The organism is Citrobacter sp. Cpo071, assembly GCF_030332765.1.
In the GTDB taxonomy this organism is placed as follows: Bacteria; Pseudomonadota; Gammaproteobacteria; order Enterobacterales; family Enterobacteriaceae; genus Citrobacter; species Citrobacter portucalensis.
Map to the genome: position 1 here is coordinate 42,155 of NZ_JAOWHE010000072.1, position 15,316 is coordinate 57,470.

Here is a 15,316-nt window from a genome sequence, read left to right on the forward strand (position 1 = left end):
CGTTAGTGCGCGATAGTCTGGGTGCCTGCTGGAACGCGTACGTGTTTGTATTTAAACAGCGCAACGAAGGCAAAAGCCAGAACCAGCGAGTAACCTGCGAAGATCAACCACACGGTCTGCCAGTCGGTAATACCGTTCAGCGTATAGTGTTCAACGACTTTACCGCTCACCAGTCCGCCCAGAATACAACCGAAACCGTTGGTCATCATCAGGAACATACCCTGTGCGCTGGCGCGGATTTCAGGGCGTACTTCTTTCTCCACGAACACAGAACCAGAGATGTTGAAGAAGTCGAAGGCGCAGCCGTAAACAATCATCGACAGAACCAGCAGCACGGTACCGAACGGCGTTGGATCGCCGTAGGCAAACAGGCCGAAGCGCAGCATCCACGCCACAATACTGATAAGCATCACGTTCTTAATACCGTAACGGCTTAAGAAGAACGGGATGGTCAGGATAAACAGCGTCTCGGAAATCTGTGAAATCGACATCATCACCGATGCGTGTTCCACGATAAAGCTACCGGAGAACAGCGGGTTGTTATCGAAGCTGTGCAGGAAGGTGTTACCAAACATATTGGTAATCTGCAGCTCTGCGCCCAGCATCATTGAGAAGATGAAGAAAATCGCCATACGCTTGTTTTTAAACAGCGCGAAAGCATCCAGACCGAGCATTGATGTCCAGCTCTGGTTTTTCTGCTGATTGGCAACCGGAATATGCGGCAGCGTCAGGGTGAACAGTACCAGTACCAGGGACAATGTCGCACCGATGTACAGCTGCATATGGCTCAGTTCAAAGCCGGAGAAGCTCACTGCCCACATCGCCAGAATAAAGCCGATGGTGCCCCAGATACGAATTGGCGGGAAGTCGGTAACGATATCCATCCCGGCAGATTGCAGGCGATAGTAGGAGATGGTGTTGATTAGCCCCAGTGTTGGCATATAGGCCAGGGAGTTAAGCAAGATCACAAAGAACATGGCCCCTGGCGTGGTGACTTCGGCTGCGGCAAACAGCGTTCCTGCGCCGACCAGGTGGCAAAGGGCGTAAACCCACTTCGCACTGATCCATTTATCGGCCACGATCCCTAACAGCGTTGGCATAAACACGGCGGCGATCCCCAGCGAGCTATACACCGCGCCAATGGATGCACCATCGAATTTAAGGGTGACAAACATATAGGAGCCGAGGGTAGTGAGCCAACTACCCCATAAGCAGAACTGCAGAAACGAGAGAACTTTCAGCTGCAGCTTAAGATTCATGTTAATTTCCTCACACCGTAATGCGGATGAATGTTTTAAAAGGCACATTTGCCGTGGCTATATGATGTGATTCTATCAATGAGATGCACTCTTTTTTTGTTACCTGTGACAAATATTTGCAAACAATTTCTGATTGCAAAGCAAAAGAGTGATGGAGTTAACATTTTTGGTGCTTCAGGCCCCCGTTTTAGGGGGCTGAAGAGGAATACATTAGCGGCGTCGATAGGATTTTTGTGCGGAATTGACCTTATAAAGGTATCGGCGTGATTCAGCAGATGGATGTCGGGTGGTCAGCGTTTGATAAACGTCACCTGGAGACATGCTGTTAATGATATTCGCGGCCTGAATTTTATCGTTCGAGAACACGCGCAGCACGCTGCCCGCGCCGCCGTTATACGCGGTGATTACCGCATAGCGACGTGAGGTCGGATTATCGATACCGCCCAAATAGACATTGTTGAGCATTGCCAGATAGGCCGTACCGGTATCAATGTTGCTGGCCGGGTCAAACAAGAAGCTACGGCTTGGTGTGCCTGAGCGCCCTTGCGAGCGGAACACATCTTTCCCGGCGCTGTGCTGTACCACCTGCATCAGTCCCAGCGCATCGGCATGGCTCACCGCATACGGGTTAAACGAGGATTCGGTTTGCATGATAGCCAGAATCAGCGACTCGTCGACGCCATACTTACGTGAAGCCTGACGCACCATGCCAACGTATTTATGCGCGCGCTTATCAAGGTGGTTCGGCACCAGATTGATCGTCACGCTATAGATGATACGCAGGCCATTGCTGCGGCTTTTAAGTCGTGTTTGCAGCAGGTAGTTGGCAAAGTTGGTGGCACGCCCCTCCCAACGAATGGGCTGGCCGGTATTATCAACCACCTGTCCGTACAGGAATGGCTCTTTGGAAATCTTAATGTCGTCGACATCGGAATAGAGGTCGATAGATCCCGGATCATCGCCCATCAGCAATGTCTTAATAATCGCCCGACGCAGGTGTCCGGCGGGATCTGTCCCGGCAATGGTCTCGACGGTTATCGTACCGTCATCAAAGTTGATGTGGCTGCGGGTTTGATACTGATCGGTATACTTGACGTAGTCCTTCGGACCCGCAATCAGCACTTCCTTAAATCCCCACAAATTCTCAATATTATGGGCAAATTGCCCCATCAGAATATCAAAACCGTTGGTATCCTTGACCCAGGCTTCGTTATAGGAATCGCCTTTTTTGGTCGAACTGGAACAGGAGATGAGCAACGGCGCAATAACGGCAAGCGCGAGAAATTTTTTCATCATTCCGGGAGTGCGTGTTGTGTTTGTTGTTTGCAAGGACCAGATTAAAACGTAGGCCGGATAAGCGCAGCGCCATCCGGCAACGGTTCTTATGACTCTGGCGTATAGCCTTCAATATGCACATCCTTACCTTCAAACAGGAAGTTAATCATCTCCTGTTCCAGTAACTTACGGTGTTCGACGTTCATCATATTGAGTTTTTTCTCGTTAATCAGCATGGTCTGTTTATGCTGCCATTGCGCCCATGCTTCTTTAGAAATTTCGTTATAAATGCGTTTTCCCAGATCGCCCGGGTACAGCTGAAAATCCTGGCCTTCTGCTTCGCGTTGCAGGAAAGTGCAAAAAATCGTTCTGCTCATAAAAAGTCCTCTTTATCGTCCGGTACGTTAAACGTGTGTACCGGCACGTAATTGCTGTAACAAACGCTCCACGGGAGCCGCCAGTCCGACCGACGGCGGTTGCGCTAAGTTATACCAGAGCGCGTTGCCTTCATCCATGCATGAGGTGAATGAAGACACGGGAAGCCACATAGGCACAATATCTAAGTGGAAATGGCTAAAGGTATGGCGAAACGCATTAAGTTGGGTCAGATTATCTGCGTTAATTTGTCGTTGCGCCAGCCAGTTGCGCAGTCCATCTTCGTCGTCAAACTGCGGAAAACAGTATAAACCACCCCACAAGCCGCTGGGCGGTCGCTGTGAGAGCAGCACTTCGTCATCATGCTGCATCAGTAAAAAATAGCCCGTTCGTTCCGGTAACGTCTGTTTGGGTTTTTTACCGGGATACAGCGCCCAACTTGCATTGGCGCTCGCCACACAGCCATTTTCCAACGGACACAGGGAACATTTAGGTTTTGAGCGCGTACAGACCATGGCGCCTAAATCCATCATCGCCTGATTAAAACGCTCAACACCCTGGGCCGGCGTAACTTGCTCGCTCAGCTCCCACAGCTTCTTTTCGACCTCTTTTTTACCCGGCCAGCCGCTTACAGCATAACAGCGAGCCAGCACGCGTTTGACGTTACCGTCGAGAATCGGAAAATGCTGACCCAGAGAGAGAGAAAGGATCGCGCCTGCGGTTGAACGTCCGACGCCAGGTAGGGCGGCTACTTCATCAAAGGTTTGCGGAAATATACCGCTATGCAGCGTCACAACCTGCTGCGCGGCTTTATGCAGATTACGCGCACGGGCGTAATAACCCAGCCCGGTCCACAAATGCAGAACTTCATCCAGCGGCGCATGGGCCAAATCCGTTACCGTTGGGAAGCGCGCCATAAAGCGCTCAAAATAGGGGATAACGGTCGCAACCTGAGTTTGTTGCAGCATTACCTCAGAGAGCCATACTTTGTAAGGCGTCTTGTCAATTTGCCAGGGCAGCGTTTTCCGCCCGTATTTGTCGTACCAGCTCAAAACCTGAGCCGAAAATTGAGACGCTTGCATGATTACCGTTTCATTATTGCCGGGGGCAAGATTGCAGCACAGCGGCAACGGGGTGTAAACCGGAACTTTCCGCTGCTCACTTTCTTCCTTTACTTGCATCCGGCAACTAACTTTGGATAATGCCCGTTTTCAGAACTCAAACACAGCAGACTAAACTTTTATGAAGAACGACGTCATTTCACCGGAATTTGATGAAAACGGCCGCCCTCTGCGCCGGATTCGTAGTTTTGTTCGTCGCCAGGGGCGACTGACGAAAGGGCAGGAACACGCGCTGGAAAACTACTGGCCGGTGATGGGCGTTGAGTTCAGCGAAGAGCCTGTAGATTTCGCAGAACTGTTTGGCCGTGACGCGCCAGTCACGCTGGAAATCGGTTTTGGTATGGGAGCGTCGCTGGTTGCAATGGCGAAAGCGCGTCCGGAACAGAATTTCCTCGGCATTGAGGTTCACTCACCTGGCGTTGGTGCGTGTCTGGCTTCAGCCCATGAAGAGGGTGTCGAGAACCTGCGCGTCATGTGCCATGATGCCGTTGAAGTCCTGCATAAAATGATTCCTGACAATTCTTTATCTATGGTTCAGCTGTTTTTCCCTGACCCGTGGCATAAAGCACGTCATAATAAACGCCGTATCGTTCAGGTACCGTTTGCTGAGCATATCTTAAGTAAGCTGAAGCTGGGCGGCGTGTTCCATATGGCGACCGACTGGGAAGCGTATGCGGAGCACATGCTTGAAGTGATGTCCTCGATTGACGGGTATAAAAACCAGTCAGAGAGTAACGATTATGTACCGCGCCCGGAATCGCGCCCGGTAACCAAATTTGAACAACGTGGTCATCGTCTTGGCCACGGCGTATGGGACTTAATGTTCGAGAGGGTGAAATAATGGCAAAGAACCGTAGCCGTCGTCTGCGTAAAAAGATGCACATCGAAGAATTCCAGGAAGTAGGATTTTCGGTTGCATGGCGTTTCCCGGAAGGTACATCTGGAGAGCAGGTCGATCAAATCGTTGATGACTTTATCAATGAAGTCATCGAACCGAACAAGCTGGCTTTTGACGGCAGCGGCTATCTGGCCTGGGAAGGTCTGATCTGTCTGCAGGAAATCGGCAAATGCACCGAAGAACACCAGGCAATCGTGCGTAAGTGGCTGGAAGAGCACAAACTCGAAGAAGTGCGTACCAGCGAACTTTTCGATATTTGGTGGGACTAAGTAGCACAGGGTCGGCAAATGCCGGCCCGATTTGTATTGAGGGAAAGATATGATGCGCAAAACGCTGCTGGCGGCAGTCCTAACGTTCACGGCGATGGCCGCACATGCAGATTACCAGTGCAGCGTCACCCCGCGTGACGATGTGATTTTGAGCCCACAAACGGTGCAGGTGAAGGGCGAGAATGGCGACCTGGTTATTACCCAGGCTGGTGATGTTACCTTCAACGGTAAACAGTATAACCTGAACGCCGCACAGCGTGAGCAGGCCAAAGATTATCAGGCGGCGTTGCGTAGCAGCCTGCCGTGGATCGACGAAGGTGCCAGAGCGCGCGTAGAGAAAGGTCGCGTGGCGCTGGACAAAATCATCGCCAAAGAGGTCGGTGAAAGCAGCAACATGCGTGGCCGCTTAACCAAGCTGGATGCGCAATTGAAAGAGCAGATGAACCGCATCATCGAGCATCGAACTGATGGCCTGACTTTCCATTATAAGGCGATTGATCAGGTCCGCGCGGACGGACAACAGCTGGTGAATCAGGCGATGGGCGGCATTTTGCAGGACAGCATCAACGAGATGGGAGCGAAAGCCGTGCTCAAAGGCGGTGGTAATCCACTGCAGGGCGTACTCGGAAGCCTCGGTGGTTTGCAGACCTCAATTCAGAACGAATGGAAGAATCAGGAACAAGACTTCCAGCAGTTTGGCAAAGATGTTTGTTCCCGCGTTGTGACGCTGGAAAACGATCGTAAAACGCTGGTTAGCACTCTGAAATAATCTTCACCTCTTATTAACGGCACAGAAACATTCTGTGCCGTTTTATTTTGTATATTTCTGTTTTTTTGATATCCATCTCTAAGAACGGCAATTTGGTGGAGATATAAATCTGGTTAATTGGAACTCGTCACATTATTCATCTGTAGGATAGACATAATGCTGCAAATTCAAGTAACTGGAGAAATAACATGGAGTTTTTCAAGAAAACGGCACTTGCCGCACTGGTTATGGGTTTCAGCGGCGCGGCGCTTGCACTGCCAAACATCACCATTTTAGCGACCGGTGGGACGATTGCCGGCGGCGGTGATTCCGCGACAAAATCTAACTACACGGCAGGCAAGGTTGGCGTAGAAAATCTGGTTGAGGCCGTACCTCAATTGAAAGATATCGCTGTCGTTAAAGGCGAGCAGGTGGTGAATATCGGCTCCCAGGATATGAATGACGAAGTCTGGTTAACGCTGGCGAAAAAGATTAATACCGAGTGTGATAAAACCGACGGCTTCGTGGTAACACATGGTACGGATACCATGGAAGAAACCGCCTATTTCCTCGACCTGACCGTCAAGTGTAACAAACCGGTGGTGCTGGTCGGCGCAATGCGTCCGTCTACGGGTATGAGCGCTGATGGCCCGTTTAACCTGTATAACGCAGTAGTAACTGCCGCAGACAAAGCCTCTGCCAACCGCGGAGTGCTGGTGGTGATGAACGACACCGTTATGGATGGTCGTGACGTGACTAAAACCAACACTACCGACGTCGCTACCTTCAAATCCGTTAACTACGGCCCGTTGGGTTACATCCATAACGGTAAAATCGACTACCAGCGTACGCCTGCGCGTAAGCACACCACGTCTACTCCGTTCGATGTGTCTAAGCTGAGCGAGCTGCCGAAAGTTGGAATTGTTTATAACTACGCTAACGCCTCCGATCTGCCGGCAAAAGCGCTGGTGGATGCGGGTTACGCCGGGATCGTCAGTGCGGGTGTAGGTAATGGTAACCTGTATAAAACCATTTTCGATACGCTGGCAACCGCCGCGCATAAAGGTACCGTTGTAGTGCGTTCATCCCGTGTACCAACGGGCGCCACTACACAGGATGCAGAAGTTGATGATGCAAAATACGGATTTGTGGCTTCAGGTTCCCTGAACCCGCAAAAAGCACGTGTTCTGCTGCAGCTTGCGCTGACTCAAACCAAGGATCCTAAGCAGATCCAGGAAATGTTTAATCAGTATTAATCGATGAAGGTGGCTGCGCTTACCGCCCTAACCCTGTAGGCCGGATAAGACGCAGCCGCCATCCGGCAATTTTCCTGATGGCGCTACGCTTATCAGGCCTACGTTCACCAGCCATCACTCCGCCAGAAACAGCTCCAGCAGCGAATTCAAGAACAGCTTACCGTGTTGGGTAATTTGCCAGTACTCATCGCATTCACTCAGGTAGCCCTGGGAAATAGCCTCATCGATCTGTCGACGAATAACGTCTTCGGTAAGACCGGTATATTGCGTGAATTCCGCGCGAGGCGCGGCTTCCAGCAGCCGGAAACGATTCATGAAGAACTCGAACGGCTTATCGGCTTCGGCGACATCGCGCTGGCTTTCGAGATAACGCCCTTGCATATACCCACGCGGATGCCGTGTTTTGGTGGTGCGCAGGATGCGTCCGTCAGGGAATGTGATCTTACCGTGTGCGCCGCAGCCAATGCCAAGATAGTCGCCAAAACGCCAGTAGTTAAGGTTGTGCTGACACTGATAACCCGGTCTGGCGTAGGCTGAGGTTTCGTACTGCTGATATCCCGCGGCGGTCAGTAGCTGGTGGCCTTGCTCAAAAATATCCCACAGCGCGTCATCGTCCGGTAAAACCGGCGGTCGGGAACCGAACAGCGTGTTGGGTTCGATGGTCAACTGATACCAGGAAAGATGCGGTGGGTTGAGCGCGATGGCCTGCTGTAAATCACCCAGCGCCTCTTCCAGCGTCTGATCCGGCAAACCATGCATCAGGTCGAGGTTAAAGCTGCGTAGCCCCAGACCGCTCGCCAGGTGTGCTGCTCGTTTGGCTTCTTCCGGCCCGTGAATACGTCCCAGACGTTCGAGTTTGGCGGAGCTAAAGCTCTGTACGCCAATCGAGATACGGTTGACGCCAGCGCGTTGATAATCCACAAAGCGATCGGCTTCCACCGTCCCGGGATTCGCCTCCATCGTGATTTCTGCATCTTCGGCCAGATTCAGCCGTGCTCGCACGCCGTCGAGCAGTGTTTGCATCGCCGGGCCAGAAAGCAGGCTCGGCGTGCCACCACCGATAAAAATCGTCTTTACTTCACGGCCCTGGGCATGGGCCACCTCAGTATCCAGATCGCTCAGCAGATGCTGCACATAGTCATCATGAGGGACTTCGCCCTTTAGCGCATGCGAGTTGAAGTCGCAGTACGGGCATTTCTGCACGCACCACGGGATGTGAATATAAAGACTTAGCGGCGGAAGCTTAACCATTACGCAGGGCATCCAGCAGCAGCTTTAGCGCCTGTCCGCGGTGAGAAATTGCACTCTTTTCTTCACGGGTCAGTTCGGCTGCGGTTTTCCCTTCAGACGGCACAAAGAAGATCGGGTCGTAGCCAAAACCACCGTTTCCGGCAGGTTCACGGGTAATCACGCCCGGCCAGCTTCCGTGGCAAACAACAGGCGTTGGATCGTCTGCATGGCGCATATACACCAGCACGCAGTGGAACTGCGCCTGGCGCTTGTCATCAGGAATATCCTGCAGGGTGTGAAGCAGTTTTTCCAGATTCTGCTGATCGGTCGCATCTTCGCCGGAATAGCGGGCAGAATAGATACCCGGCGCGCCGCCAAGGGCATTTACTGCCAGACCTGAGTCATCAGCAATGGCCGGTAAGCCGGTAATTTGCGCGGCATGACGCGCCTTCAGAATGGCGTTCTCAATAAACGTCAGCCCGGTCTCGTCTGCAGAATCAACACCCAGTTCCGTTTGGGCAACAACATCAAGACCGAAATCACTCAGAAGAGAGGCGAGTTCACGCACTTTACCGGCATTGCCGGTCGCGAGGACAACTTTTTGCATGGGATACCTAATCAGTTAACGCCGCAATTTCGGGCGGGATCTGTTGCGGATGAATGATTTTAACCTGTTTGTGACGTCCAAGCTCGCCCTTCTCAATGACGACCTGGCTTTTTGCCACACGGAACTGTTTACCGAGAAACTTCACCAGATGGCTATTGGCCTGGCCATCAACCGGTGGGGCGGTAATGGCGACTTTAACTTCGTCGCCATGTAAACCCACAATACTGTCACGGCTGGCTTTAGGCTGAATGTAGAGCCGTAAAACCAGACCGTCGTCGCAGGGTGTAACGGCACTCATAGCGCCATCCACAGCCCCGGCAGCAGCATGTTGCCTGTCGCCTGCAACACTTCCGCGATGCCCATGTTAATAACGTAGAGCAGCAGAACCAGAATCATTGGGGAGAAATCTATCCCGCCCATGCCTGGAAGTATGCGACGAATAGGACGCAGCAGCGGATCTGCCAGTTGAATTAGCACGTACTCTACAGGACTGCGGCCCTGGCTGACCCAGCTCATAATTGCCATCACCAGCAGCACCCAGAAAATCAGCAGCCCGATAGTCTTCAGGACAATCAGTACGGCGGCGATCCAGATGATCGGCTGGAACGTGACCACCTTAAACAGCACGATTGCTTTGATAAAGCTGAGAACGAGCGCAACTAATGCCGAGGCGCTGTCGATCGGTCCCATCGGGGGAATAATGCGGCGTAACGGCCCAATGATGGGCTGAGTGATTTTCACTATAAACTGCGAGAACGGGTTGTAAAAATCGCAGCGAGACCATTGCATCCACACGCGCAGCAGCAGCGCCATGGTATACAGCTCAATTACCGTTGAGAGCAGGAAGGTCAACGTATTCATGGTGTTCCTTAGTTTTCCTTATTTTTTAGTGTAATCACGAGCACCAAAAATGGCAGTGCCAATGCGCACCATCGTGCTACCCGCCGCGATGGCGGCATCCATATCATCAGACATTCCCAGTGAGAGAGTGTCGATGCCTGGGTAGCGTGTTTTCAACCCGGCAAATGCTACCGCCATTTGCTGTGCAACTTCAAACTGCCTTACATAATCTGACTCTGGAGCCGGAATCGCCATCAGACCACGCAGGGTAATGCGCGGCAGTGCAGCGACTTCAGCGGCCAGTGCATCAAGCTCTGCCAGCGGAATGCCTGACTTACTGTTCTCATCGCTGATATTAATTTGAATCAGTACATTGAGCGGCGGCAGTTCCGCCGGGCGCTGTTCGCTCAGACGGGCAGCGATACGCAGACGGTCGATCGTATGGCACCAGTCAAAGTGCTCGGCGACCAGACGACTTTTGTTGGACTGCAGCGGGCCGATAAAGTGCCACTGCAGATCGTTGACGCCTTTTTCCTGGAAGTAGCGGATTTTATCCACCCCTTCCTGCACATAGTTTTCACCGAAGGCACGCTGCCCTGCGGTAATGGCTTCTTCGATGGCGCTCGCAGGTTTGGTTTTACTGACTGCAAGCAACGTAACTTCTTCTGAAGACCGCCCGCAACGCGTCGCGGCGGCTGAGATTTTGTCCCGGACATGTGCCAGGTTATGCGCGATATCGTTCATTTTCCGAGGATGTTCATATGAATATGGAAGAAATAGTGGCCCTTAGTGTAAAGCATAACGTGTCGGATCTACACCTGTGCAATGCATGGCCTGCGCGCTGGCGCATACGTGGAAAAGTCGAAATCGCACCATTTACTACGCCTGACGTGGAGAATCTGCTGATGTGCTGGCTCAGTGAGCAACAACAGGTACAGTGGCAGGAACAGGGGCAGATTGATTTTGCTATTGCGCTGGCCGGTTCCCAGCGGCTGCGCGCCAGTGCTTTTGTTCATCAACAGGGAACCTCACTGGCGCTAAGATTGCTCCCGCTTGATTGTCCATGTTTAGACGATCTCCAGACCCCTGACGTCATACCTGAACTGCTGCGCAGTGAAAATGGGTTAATTCTGGTGACAGGCGCTACCGGTAGCGGTAAATCAATGACCCTGGCGGCGATGGTAGAGTACCTTAATCAGCATGTTGCGGGGCATATTCTGACGCTGGAAGACCCGATTGAATATCGTTACACCAGCCAGCGTTGTCTTATTCAACAACGGGAGGTGGGCGTACACTGCGCTTCTTTTGCCGCCGGTTTACGCGGCGCGCTGCGTGAAGATCCCGACGTCATTTTGCTGGGCGAACTGCGCGACGCGGAAACCATTCGTCTGGCATTAACGGCAGCGGAAACCGGGCATCTGGTGCTGGCAACGTTACATACGCGAGGGGCGGCACAGGCTATCGCGCGGCTGGTGGACACCTTTTCGGCAACAGAGAAAGAGCCGGTGCGTAACCAGTTAGCAGACAGCCTGCGGGCGGTACTTTCGCAAACGCTGGAGGAAGATAAGCTGGGAGGACGCGTGGCGCTATTTGAGCTGCTCGTCAACACGCCAGCCGTGGGCAATTTGATTCGTGAAGGGAAAACGCATCAGCTGCCCGGCGTAATTCAAACCGGGCAACAGACAGGTATGCAGACATTTGCACAAAGTCAGCAGCAGCGTCAGGCGCAGGGACGGATTTAGTAACCCTGCTCGAAATAGCTTTCGAGGATGACCACGGCAGAAGCGGAATCTACTTTGCCTTTATTCAACGCCCGGTATCCGCCTTGTTCGAACAGGCCGGAGCGGGCCTCGACGGTGCTCAAGCGTTCATCGTGCAGCGTTACGGTTACGCCAAAGCGACCGTGAATACGGTTAGCGAACTTACGCGCGCGCGCGGTAAGGGGCTGTTCTGTGCCATCCATGTTGAGTGGTAGGCCGACAATGATTTCATCCGGCTGCCATTCTTTCAGCAGGCGTTCAATCAAACTCCAGTCTGGCGTACCGTCCTGCGCCTTAATGGCGGGCAACGGTCTGGCCGTACCGGTAATGCGCTGACCAACAGCAACACCAATACTTTTCGTACCAAAATCAAAAGAGAGTAATGTTCCGCTCATCAGGCATGTCCCGCCACGCCTGGCATGGTCTGAATATCTATCCCGATAAGCTTCGCCGCATCGCGCCAGCGGTCGGCAATCGGCGTTTTGAATAAGATGTTGAGGTCTGCGGGCGCCGTGAGCCAGGCGTTATCCAGTAACTCTTGTTCCAGTTGACCTTTTTCCCATGATGAATAACCCAGCGCAACCAGCACTTCGGACGGTTGTTCTTGTGTGCCCAGGGTTTCTAGTACATCGCGGGAGGTGGTGATGATGGTGTTATCTGAAATGCGGATACTGGATGCAAAACGTGACGGCGGGGTATGCAGAATAAATCCACGGTCTTCCGCCAGCGGGCCGCCGAGCATCACTGGTTTATCCAGACGAATGGCCGGATCGCGTTCTTCTGGGGTAATCTTCAGCTTTTCCAGAATCCCTTCAATTTGTAAGTTTTCCAGAGGCTTATTAACGATAATCCCCATTGCTCCGTTCTCATTATGTTCACAGATGTACACCACGGAACGGCGGAAAATCGGATCCTGGAGAGCAGGCATGGCAATCAGAAAGTGATGCTGTAAATTCATTGTCAGAGGTTCTGTTTCCTGGTTCAAAAAAGCAACAGAGCCCAGTATGTGGGCAAAGCTCGAAGATGTCACCCTCTGAAGATAGCATTGCCGGATGACGGCTTCGCCTAATCCGGTCTGCGGGGTGCAATTTCAGGCCGGATAAGACGCGATGGCGTCGCTATCCGGCAACGTATTTACTTCTGCAAACGCGCCTCAATGGCATCCATCAGCATACCGGTAATCGAAACCGGGAACTCCGCTTCGATTTCACGAATACAGGTTGGGCTGGTAACGTTAATTTCCGTCAGACGATCGCCAATGATATCCAGACCGACAAAAATCAAACCTTTCGCTTTCAGCGTTGGCCCAATGCGACGTGCAATTTCCCAGTCGCTGTCGGTCAAAGGACGCGGCTCGCCACGACCGCCAGCGGCCAGGTTGCCACGGGTTTCGCCGCCCTGCGGAATACGCGCCAGGCAATAAGGAACGGGTTCGCCATCGACCACCAGGACGCGTTTATCGCCATCTTTAATTGCTGGCAGATAGTTCTGCGCCATGCAGTAGCGGGTACCGTGCTCGGTCAGCGTTTCAGCAATGACGCCAAGGTTCGGGTCGCCTTCCTTCACACGGAAAATAGATGCGCCGCCCATGCCATCCAGCGGTTTGAGAATGATGTCGCTGTGTTTTTGCCAGAAGGCTTTCAACTGCGCTTTGTTACGCGTGACCAGCGTTTCCGGCGTCAGGTCGGCAAACCATGCGGTGAACAGCTTTTCGTTGCAGTCGCGCAGGCTCTGCGGTTTGTTGACGATCAGCGTCCCTTTTTCTTCTGCACGTTCCAGAATATAGGTTGCGTAGATGAACTCGGTATCAAACGGCGGATCCTTACGCATCAGAATAACGTCCAGGTCTGCCAGCGGGAGATCCTGCTCGCTCTTGAACTCATACCATTTGTCGTAGTTCTGCTCTACGCTCAGGGTACGCGTATGGGCGCGGGCTTCACCGTTGATCAGATAAAGATCGGCCATCTCCATATAATGAATTTCGTAACCGCGACGTTGCGCTTCCAGCAGCATAGCGAAGCTGGAATCTTTCTTGATGTTGATGCTTGCGATGGGATCCATCACGATGCCGAGCTTGATCATTTTCTTCTCCGTTTATGCCTTAGCCTAGATCACCAAAACGCACCTGTAGCGCAGTAATGGCGGTGAGCGCGGTTGTCTCAGTACGCAGAACGCGAGGTCCTAACAGAATATCAGTAAACTGATAACGTGCGGTCATGGCAATTTCATCTGCCGACAACCCGCCTTCCGGGCCAATCAGCAAGCGGATGCGCTCCACCGGCAGCGGCAGCGTATTGATGCTGGCGCTGGCGCGCGGATGCAGGTTCAGTTTCAGACCTTCGTCCTGTTCCGCGCACCATGCTTCCAAATCCATTGCCGGGCGAATTTCGGGCACCCGGTTTCGACCGCACTGTTCGCAGGCGGCAATGGCGATTTTCTGCCACTGCTGGAGCTTCTTGTTCAGGCGTTCACTGTCCAGTTTAACGCCGCAGCGCTCAGAAAAAAGTGGCGTAATGAGGCTTACACCCAGTTCGATCGATTTCTGGATAGTGAATTCCATTTTTTCACCGCGCGACATCACCTGACCCAGGTGGATGTGCAACGGCGACTCACGATCGTCGAGTTCAGCGTTAAGTACCTTCACGTCCACGCTTTTTTTACTGGCGTGGGTGATTTCAGCGTCGAATACCTGATTGCTGCCATCAAACAGCTGTAGCGCCTGGCCCGGTCCCATACGCAGCACGCGGCCGATATGGTTGGCTGCATCTTCACACAGTGAAATTTGGCTGCCGGAGGTGATTGGCTCAGGGTGATAAATGCGAGGAATGCGCATAGTTAAACATCCGCGTCATGGCCCTGGGCTACGAAAGGCCAGGGCATGGTTAAAAATATTGACGCTAGTGTAGGTTAGCTCTTTTGCGCCTGGCAAGCGCGTTGCACATATGGGTTATGGTTCCCCTGTACCTTTGCAATGCGTTCGTCGCGCTCACATTCCCAGTCGGTGACCGGATATTGCTTATTCCAGGCGTTAAAAAGCTGAGTTTGCTGGCGGGAGAGTGTTAGATCGTACTGGTCGCGCATGTAAAAATAGGTACGAGCAATGGCACCGCGGGCGCGGGCTGGCGGCTCGGCAACTTTCTCTTTGAAGTCGACCTTCATGGCGCATTGCCCATACTGACCCTCGCCACCGTTCCACTGGCTGTACATGAAGTTAGCGCGATCGCCATTTACCTCACCGACAGCAGGTTGCAGGTTATGCATGTCGCTTTCCATCTTACGATAGACCGGATCTTTGGCGCAGTTTTTACGCCCTCCGTCCTGCCAGCACTGACGCTGATGACCAAATTGCCAGGCGGGGACAACGTGCTCCCATTCAATTCGACTGGCGCGGTTTTCATTTTTTCGCACTTTATAGCCGCAGGATTCGAGGTCAACGACCCCTTTTTTGCCTTGCCAGTTAATTTTACAACCGCAGTAGAAATCGCCCGGCGCATCGGCGTTAACCTTGACGCCTGCTGCTTTTGCCTGAGAAAAACTGTTGATGCCTTCGGCTAAAACCGGGCCTGAAAACGCAGCGGCTAACAGGGCCGCAGCAAAAGAAAAATGACGGTACATCACAAACTCCGTGTCAAAACGAGCCCGCAACGTAGCGAAAGTTATTCCAGTATGCAATCAGTT

Annotated in this window: 19 protein-coding genes; 5 read left to right on the top strand and 14 right to left on the bottom strand. The window is 52.6% G+C overall.

Going from position 1 to position 15,316, the window contains the following annotated elements; genetic code table 11:
- Positions 1 to 2 precede the first annotated feature (2 nt).
- From OGY09_RS06730 to mutY, 4 genes are all read right to left on the bottom strand, one after another.
- Positions 3 to 1,259 carry a nucleoside permease gene (locus OGY09_RS06730; RefSeq protein WP_008785778.1) on the bottom strand — a complete coding sequence of 419 codons (1,257 nt, stop codon included), beginning with the start codon at positions 1,257 to 1,259 and terminating at the stop codon, positions 3 to 5.
- 210 nt (positions 1,260 to 1,469) lie between these two features.
- Complete coding sequence (mltC, locus tag OGY09_RS06735) at positions 1,470 to 2,555, bottom strand: membrane-bound lytic murein transglycosylase MltC (RefSeq protein WP_008785777.1); 1,086 nt, start codon at positions 2,553 to 2,555, stop codon at positions 1,470 to 1,472.
- 86 nt (positions 2,556 to 2,641) lie between these two features.
- The gene (locus OGY09_RS06740; RefSeq protein WP_003027126.1) at positions 2,642 to 2,911 is read right to left on the bottom strand and encodes an oxidative damage protection protein; all 270 of its coding nucleotides are present in this window, start codon (positions 2,909 to 2,911) and stop codon (positions 2,642 to 2,644) included.
- A gap of 27 nt (positions 2,912 to 2,938) precedes the next feature.
- Entirely contained in the window at positions 2,939 to 3,991 is a 1,053-nt protein-coding gene (mutY, locus tag OGY09_RS06745; protein WP_032941749.1) for an A/G-specific adenine glycosylase, read from the bottom strand.
- Between the two features lie 160 nt (positions 3,992 to 4,151).
- Between mutY and trmB the strand changes: the two genes are divergently transcribed.
- The 4 genes from trmB to ansB all read left to right on the top strand — a co-directional run bounded on the left by trmB (position 4,152) and on the right by ansB (position 7,201).
- A complete protein-coding gene (gene trmB, locus OGY09_RS06750; protein WP_003825406.1) occupies positions 4,152 to 4,871 on the top strand; it encodes a tRNA (guanosine(46)-N7)-methyltransferase TrmB in 720 nt (239 codons plus the stop codon).
- Positions 4,871 to 5,197: a YggL family protein gene (locus OGY09_RS06755; RefSeq protein ID WP_003027115.1), complete on the top strand. Its 327-nt coding sequence runs from the start codon at positions 4,871 to 4,873 to the stop codon at positions 5,195 to 5,197. Before trmB ends, OGY09_RS06755 begins: the two co-directional genes overlap by 1 nt.
- Positions 5,198 to 5,246: 49 nt before the next feature.
- Positions 5,247 to 5,966 (top strand): YggN family protein, encoded by a 720-nt coding sequence (locus tag OGY09_RS06760; protein WP_003825409.1) that lies wholly within the window; start codon positions 5,247 to 5,249, stop codon positions 5,964 to 5,966.
- Positions 5,967 to 6,154: 188 nt separating this feature from the next.
- Positions 6,155 to 7,201, top strand: coding sequence for an L-asparaginase 2 (gene ansB, locus OGY09_RS06765; protein WP_275399139.1), 1,047 nt, complete (start codon positions 6,155 to 6,157; stop codon positions 7,199 to 7,201).
- Positions 7,202 to 7,315: 114 nt separating this feature from the next.
- On the opposite strand, the gene hemW is transcribed toward ansB, so the two are convergent.
- The 5 genes from hemW to OGY09_RS06790 are packed head-to-tail and all read right to left on the bottom strand — an operon-like array spanning position 7,316 to position 10,622.
- Positions 7,316 to 8,452 (bottom strand): radical SAM family heme chaperone HemW, encoded by a 1,137-nt coding sequence (hemW, locus tag OGY09_RS06770; RefSeq protein WP_003825412.1) that lies wholly within the window; start codon positions 8,450 to 8,452, stop codon positions 7,316 to 7,318.
- Entirely contained in the window at positions 8,445 to 9,038 is a 594-nt protein-coding gene (locus OGY09_RS06775; protein ID WP_003825414.1) for an XTP/dITP diphosphatase, read from the bottom strand. The genes hemW and OGY09_RS06775 overlap by 8 nt, the downstream gene beginning before the upstream one ends.
- Before the next feature lie 7 nt (positions 9,039 to 9,045).
- Positions 9,046 to 9,336, bottom strand: coding sequence for a DUF167 family protein YggU (yggU, locus tag OGY09_RS06780; protein ID WP_003027101.1), 291 nt, complete (start codon positions 9,334 to 9,336; stop codon positions 9,046 to 9,048).
- On the bottom strand, positions 9,333 to 9,899 hold the full coding sequence (locus tag OGY09_RS06785) for a YggT family protein (protein WP_003825417.1): 567 nt from the start codon (positions 9,897 to 9,899) through the stop codon (positions 9,333 to 9,335). The genes yggU and OGY09_RS06785 overlap by 4 nt, the downstream gene beginning before the upstream one ends.
- An 18-nt stretch (positions 9,900 to 9,917) precedes the next feature.
- The gene (locus tag OGY09_RS06790; protein WP_057067562.1) at positions 9,918 to 10,622 is read right to left on the bottom strand and encodes a YggS family pyridoxal phosphate-dependent enzyme; all 705 of its coding nucleotides are present in this window, start codon (positions 10,620 to 10,622) and stop codon (positions 9,918 to 9,920) included.
- A 17-nt stretch (positions 10,623 to 10,639) separates the two neighbouring features.
- Between OGY09_RS06790 and OGY09_RS06795 the strand changes: the two genes are divergently transcribed.
- The gene (locus OGY09_RS06795) at positions 10,640 to 11,620 is read left to right on the top strand and encodes a type IV pilus twitching motility protein PilT (RefSeq protein WP_275399140.1); all 981 of its coding nucleotides are present in this window, start codon (positions 10,640 to 10,642) and stop codon (positions 11,618 to 11,620) included.
- Here OGY09_RS06795 and ruvX read toward each other — a convergent pair.
- The 5 genes from ruvX to endA form a co-directional block, all read right to left on the bottom strand.
- Positions 11,617 to 12,033 (bottom strand): Holliday junction resolvase RuvX, encoded by a 417-nt coding sequence (gene ruvX, locus OGY09_RS06800; protein WP_008785771.1) that lies wholly within the window; start codon positions 12,031 to 12,033, stop codon positions 11,617 to 11,619. The two genes, OGY09_RS06795 and ruvX, sit on opposite strands and share 4 nt — an antisense overlap.
- A complete protein-coding gene (locus OGY09_RS06805; protein WP_003027086.1) occupies positions 12,033 to 12,596 on the bottom strand; it encodes a YqgE/AlgH family protein in 564 nt (187 codons plus the stop codon). Before OGY09_RS06805 ends, ruvX begins: the two co-directional genes overlap by 1 nt.
- A 176-nt stretch (positions 12,597 to 12,772) precedes the next feature.
- Positions 12,773 to 13,720: a glutathione synthase gene (gene gshB, locus OGY09_RS06810; RefSeq protein ID WP_003027083.1), complete on the bottom strand. Its 948-nt coding sequence runs from the start codon at positions 13,718 to 13,720 to the stop codon at positions 12,773 to 12,775.
- Between the two features lie 19 nt (positions 13,721 to 13,739).
- The gene (rsmE, locus tag OGY09_RS06815) at positions 13,740 to 14,471 is read right to left on the bottom strand and encodes a 16S rRNA (uracil(1498)-N(3))-methyltransferase (protein ID WP_008785768.1); all 732 of its coding nucleotides are present in this window, start codon (positions 14,469 to 14,471) and stop codon (positions 13,740 to 13,742) included.
- Between the two features lie 74 nt (positions 14,472 to 14,545).
- Complete coding sequence (gene endA / locus OGY09_RS06820) at positions 14,546 to 15,253, bottom strand: deoxyribonuclease I (protein ID WP_008785767.1); 708 nt, start codon at positions 15,251 to 15,253, stop codon at positions 14,546 to 14,548.
- Between the last annotated feature and the right edge of the window lie 63 nt (positions 15,254 to 15,316).

Coding starts and splice junctions, on each gene's coding strand:
- OGY09_RS06730 (WP_008785778.1), bottom strand. CDS start 1,259: ATGAATCTTAAGCTGCAGCTGAAAGTTCTCTCGTTTCTGCAGTTCTGC.
- mltC (WP_008785777.1), bottom strand. CDS start 2,555: ATGATGAAAAAATTTCTCGCGCTTGCCGTTATTGCGCCGTTGCTCATC.
- OGY09_RS06740 (WP_003027126.1), bottom strand. CDS start 2,911: ATGAGCAGAACGATTTTTTGCACTTTCCTGCAACGCGAAGCAGAAGGC.
- mutY (WP_032941749.1), bottom strand. CDS start 3,991: ATGCAAGCGTCTCAATTTTCGGCTCAGGTTTTGAGCTGGTACGACAAA.
- trmB (WP_003825406.1), top strand. CDS start 4,152: ATGAAGAACGACGTCATTTCACCGGAATTTGATGAAAACGGCCGCCCT.
- OGY09_RS06755 (WP_003027115.1), top strand. CDS start 4,871: ATGGCAAAGAACCGTAGCCGTCGTCTGCGTAAAAAGATGCACATCGAA.
- OGY09_RS06760 (WP_003825409.1), top strand. CDS start 5,247: ATGATGCGCAAAACGCTGCTGGCGGCAGTCCTAACGTTCACGGCGATG.
- ansB (WP_275399139.1), top strand. CDS start 6,155: ATGGAGTTTTTCAAGAAAACGGCACTTGCCGCACTGGTTATGGGTTTC.
- hemW (WP_003825412.1), bottom strand. CDS start 8,452: ATGGTTAAGCTTCCGCCGCTAAGTCTTTATATTCACATCCCGTGGTGC.
- OGY09_RS06775 (WP_003825414.1), bottom strand. CDS start 9,038: ATGCAAAAAGTTGTCCTCGCGACCGGCAATGCCGGTAAAGTGCGTGAA.
- yggU (WP_003027101.1), bottom strand. CDS start 9,336: ATGAGTGCCGTTACACCCTGCGACGACGGTCTGGTTTTACGGCTCTAC.
- OGY09_RS06785 (WP_003825417.1), bottom strand. CDS start 9,899: ATGAATACGTTGACCTTCCTGCTCTCAACGGTAATTGAGCTGTATACC.
- OGY09_RS06790 (WP_057067562.1), bottom strand. CDS start 10,622: ATGAACGATATCGCGCATAACCTGGCACATGTCCGGGACAAAATCTCA.
- OGY09_RS06795 (WP_275399140.1), top strand. CDS start 10,640: ATGAATATGGAAGAAATAGTGGCCCTTAGTGTAAAGCATAACGTGTCG.
- ruvX (WP_008785771.1), bottom strand. CDS start 12,033: ATGAGCGGAACATTACTCTCTTTTGATTTTGGTACGAAAAGTATTGGT.
- OGY09_RS06805 (WP_003027086.1), bottom strand. CDS start 12,596: ATGAATTTACAGCATCACTTTCTGATTGCCATGCCTGCTCTCCAGGAT.
- gshB (WP_003027083.1), bottom strand. CDS start 13,720: ATGATCAAGCTCGGCATCGTGATGGATCCCATCGCAAGCATCAACATC.
- rsmE (WP_008785768.1), bottom strand. CDS start 14,471: ATGCGCATTCCTCGCATTTATCACCCTGAGCCAATCACCTCCGGCAGC.
- endA (WP_008785767.1), bottom strand. CDS start 15,253: ATGTACCGTCATTTTTCTTTTGCTGCGGCCCTGTTAGCCGCTGCGTTT.